Source organism: uncultured Mucilaginibacter sp. (assembly GCF_903913935.1).
GTDB lineage: Bacteria > Bacteroidota > Bacteroidia > Sphingobacteriales > Sphingobacteriaceae > Mucilaginibacter.
Genome location: NZ_CAIWNH010000165.1, coordinates 1 through 3,000, shown reverse-complemented (window position 1 = coordinate 3,000; position 3,000 = coordinate 1). Strand labels below are relative to the sequence as shown.

The window sequence follows — 3,000 nt, the reverse complement described above, 5'->3', positions numbered from 1 at the left end:
TTATTTATTCCCCCTCCTCAAAACTATTCAACGCCCGCCAGATGGTGCGCTCATCTTTCCTGAATTTAATTTCAGCTTCAATCACCGCCTGGCGTTTATTCAGGCCACGGGTCTTCCGCTGGGCCTCAATCCACAGGTAAATTTCGCGGTATATAAAAATTTTTGTGGTAATAAACCCGGCTTTGTACATGGCCGAGAATACCCCATCGTCAAATAAAGCGTTGGCGATTTTGATATTCATTGTTTTGTGATTTCACCGATGAAAAAGAATGATTTTACCGATGTGAATGATTTAACTAAGAAGTTTTAAATCCGAAATCGAAATTCCGAAATTCGAAATTAGCGGGGCAGGAGCGTGGGCCTAAAGATTCACCCTGTTAATCGTCTGTGCTAATATGTTTTGCTGGTTATTAATGTCCTTTACATCCACATAAACCGGCGGGAAATTATTGATCATCTGGTAGGCGATGGAGTTGGCCAGGTTCTTCTGATCATGTACCGGCTGGTTATAATAACGGTTGGCATCGCCGCCATCTGTAAATATACCGCCAACGGCATAACCTCGCCCGGGGTTTGCGATGGCGAAATCCCTGCCGCCAAAGCCGACGTTTATGGCGCTAACCAGGTTACGCGCCCAGGGCACCTGCATAGCTTCGGATACAACAATCCCCTCGCCCGATCGCAGGTAGGCATTGGTGTTATCGGTTTTGCTATAGCCGGGTAAAACGCCGCCGCGCCCATCCGAACTATAATGTACCCCACCTGATGCGTAAGCCGGTGGTTTTTGCGCTGCTATTGTAGCAACCTGTATGGCTGTTTCAGCAATTATACCGGGTATTACAAACGCACCGAGTACGCCGGTTTGTGAGGTAACTTTTGTGATAGCCAATGCCCCGTTAATAACCGCTTGGGCTATCGATGCTTCCTGCTCTTCTTTAAAAGCTTTAACTTTTACCTGGGCCTCTTTTTGTTTATATTTCTGTTCAATAGCTTGTTTTTGGGTTGATGTTAAACCGCTATTGCTCAATTCATTGGCCTTATCCTGTTCCAGCCCTGAGATTTTGGCTTCACTGGCCTGTTTTATGCTGTTGCTGATGATAGAAAATGCGGCTTCGGCTACTTTTTTTTCCATGTTCTGTTCAAAGGCGCTAAGCTCTTCCGCGGCTTTTTGCGCTTTTTCAGCTTTTTCTTTCGCGGCTTTATTGTCTATTTCTTTTATCTTTTCATTGCGCTCATTTTCAATGTCCTCTATTTTTTTATTAGTCGCTTGTGCCTGTTCAATCTCAAACTGGTATTGATTGTTTATTAGTTTTTTATCTGCAGCCAGTTTTGCTTCCGGATCCGTTGCCTGATCAGCAGCTCTTTGATCACGTTTTACCAGTTTATCCTGTGCTTCCTGATCGTTAATTTTTTTAAGGGCATCCTTCGTTTGCTGTTCGATGGCTACTTTTTTCTTACCATTTATCTCTACAAGTTCAGTAACGGCATCCAACCGACTTTTTAACGCCGAAACATCTGCGGAAGGGTTTAAAAGCAAAGTATCCGCCAATTCAGCCGCGAGTTTTTTCTGTTGTTCCTTAAGTTCGGCATTGCTTTTTTCAAGCTGCTGTACTTTTTCGGTTTGCTCAAGGTTTAATTCTGCAATTTGCTTTGCCGAGCCTTCATGCATTTCTTTTATGGTTAATTCGGCCAGTTGATTTTGGGCCTGCTGGACTTTCTCTTTATCCTGCTCATTATATTTATTAATGATGGCGGCCATGTTGGCCTGGTGCCCGCTGTTTAACTGTTTGCTTACATCGTCAAATTCCTTTTGGGTTATTTGTTTGTTTTTTAAAAAGCCCTTTAGCCTGGTAAGTTCATCCTGGTAATGATTGTTTTCTGCAGCTGCTTCACTTCCAGAAGCCTCAAAAGTTATTTGTATCTGGCGCATCACCGAAGCTTTACGCATTTCTTCGGCTTCGGTAAGCTGTGACAGCTGTTTTTGTGCTGTTTCGCCACTGCCCTTAACAAGTTGTTTATTGGTTGTTGCCGCTATACCCAAAACTTTAGCGCCATTTTGTTCGGTGTCGCCTATTACTTTTTTTGCCAGGGCGTCATTCTGCCGGGTTAATAAATTTGAATCTGTATTCAGGTCACCAATGGATTTTTTAGTTGCCTTAACCATATCGCGGACGCCTGCAAGTTTTTCGGATAGACTTGCCTCTTCGGAGTCGACCATAGCAAAACCTCCTGCACCAATTGCGGGACTCTTCATATAGTCGTCATATTCTTTTTGTGCGATCTTTAGTTGTTTGGTGTATTGAGCAAGGTCCCCTTTTAATGTTTCGAGTTTGTTGTCGTTACCCAATGACCTTACCTGGTTTTTGATGATTATTTCTTCCGCAGCCTTTGCCCGGGCAGTTGCTATAATCGCTTTCGTCAGGTCGGCATAGCTTTTGGCTGCTTTTCCGTTTAATATCGCTTCGGCCGAGATGTTTCCAAAATAGTCGGGGTATTGACGCTGCAATTCTGATACAATTTTCTTCCTTTCTTTTAATTTAGCATTATGATCCTGGCTGGCTTTGTAAAGCAGGTTTAAGTGTACCAATTCCTGTTGCGCGTTCTCAGTGCCCTGTGCCCAGGCTTCGTTTACTGCATCCTGAACAATTATATTGTCTTTTAGCGTTTTGTTAAGCGTGGTTAGTGTCGTGTTAGCTTTAAACCAGCCGCCAACAACATCTATAATTTCGGGCAAAAAAGTAGTGAGAATCGCCAGGCCGCCGGTTAACGCTCCCATCAGCCCCTCCGCTGCCACTTCTGCACCCCAAATTGCCGTTTTTACTGTTTTAAGTACCCCTTCCCAATCGCCAAATGAACCGATCAGTTCCGTAACGGTGCTTTTTACTTTTCCCCCGCCCGTACACAGCTCTTTGTTTTGGCTGTTTAGTTTACTGATAGAATCAGTAAGTTTTGATAGGTCTTTATCAAATCTGGACATACTTGATGAAATTCCCTGTAAGG

2 protein-coding genes are annotated in these 3,000 nt (G+C 43.8%); both read right to left on the bottom strand.

Translation table 11 applies throughout. The annotated features are described in order from the left end of the window. Positions 1-4: 4 nt before the first annotated feature. Positions 5-241 carry a hypothetical protein gene (locus QZY09_RS06185; protein ID WP_295669639.1) on the bottom strand — a complete coding sequence of 79 codons (237 nt, stop codon included), beginning with the start codon at positions 239-241 and terminating at the stop codon, positions 5-7. A 120-nt stretch (positions 242-361) separates the two neighbouring features. Further along, a partial coding sequence (locus tag QZY09_RS06180) for a hypothetical protein (RefSeq protein WP_295669636.1) occupies positions 362-3,000 on the bottom strand: 2,639 nt, incomplete at its 5' end.

Coding starts and splice junctions, on each gene's coding strand:
- QZY09_RS06185 (WP_295669639.1), bottom strand. CDS start 241: ATGAATATCAAAATCGCCAACGCTTTATTTGACGATGGGGTATTCTCG.